Source organism: Mesorhizobium sp. P5_C1, assembly GCF_054049815.1.
In genome coordinates this window covers 1-1011 of sequence record NZ_JBFULQ010001106.1, presented here as the reverse complement: position 1 = coordinate 1011, position 1011 = coordinate 1, and the positions used below count along the sequence as shown (strand labels likewise).

Genomic DNA, 1011 nt, shown 5'->3' with positions numbered 1-1011 from the left:
GTACACGACGCTGTGGGAGATCCCGGCGCTCGCCATCATCAATGAGCTCCGTTCCCGCGCGGCCATGCGGGCGTATGGCCCCTTCGCGCTCGATGTGCTCTATGCCCGCGCCAAGGCCAAGATGTGGGCCAAGACCGAACGGCTGAAGGCGCTGCCCGGCATCCGCATTTCGGATTTCGGCACGCGCCGGCGCCATTCCTTCCTGTGGCAGCGCTGGTGCGTCGAGGCGTTGAAGGAAGGCATCGGCGAAGCTTTCACCGGTACCTCCAACGTGCTATTGGCCATGGACAACGACCTCGAAGCGCTCGGCACCAACGCGCATGAACTGCCGATGGTGTTCGCCGCGCTCGCCAATTCGGAAAAAGAGCTGAAACAGTCGCCCTACAAGGTGCTGCAGGACTGGCAGCGCTATTATGGCGGCAATCTGCTGATCGTGCTGCCCGATGCCTTCGGCACGGCGTCGTTCCTGCGCGACGCGCCGGACTGGGTGGCCGACTGGACCGGTTTTCGCCCCGACAGCGCTCCGCCCATCGAGGGCGGCGAGAAAATCCTGTCCTGGTGGCGCGACAGGGGCAAGGATCCCCGGCAGAAACTGCTGATCTTCTCCGACGGGCTCGAGGTCGAAACGATCGAGGAGACCTACCGCCACTTCAGGGGCAAGGTGCGCATGTCGTTCGGCTGGGGCACCAACCTCACCAATGATTTCGAGGGCTGCGCGCCAACCGAAACCAACAGCCTGGACGCCATATCGCTGGTCTGCAAGGTCACCGAGGCCAATGGAAGACCGGCGGTCAAGCTCTCCGACAACCCGGCCAAGGCGACCGGCGACGAGAAAGAGATCGAGCGTTATCTCAGGATCTTCGGTCAGAAGGACCGCGTGGAGCAACTGGTCAAGGTGTGAGGGGTGATGGGTTGAATGACATGACCGCCCGGTCGCATTCCCTCCCACCCCCCTCTGTCCTGCCGGACATCTCCCCCGCAAGGGGGGAGATCAGCAGTTCATCTGCCGGC

1 protein-coding gene is annotated in these 1011 nt (G+C 63.4%); it reads left to right on the top strand.

What is annotated here, in order from left to right; genetic code table 11:
• A partial coding sequence (locus tag ACXJ7R_RS34195; protein WP_457155648.1) for a nicotinate phosphoribosyltransferase occupies nt 1-901 on the top strand: 901 nt, incomplete at its 5' end.
• Nucleotides 902-1011: the final 110 nt, after the last annotated feature.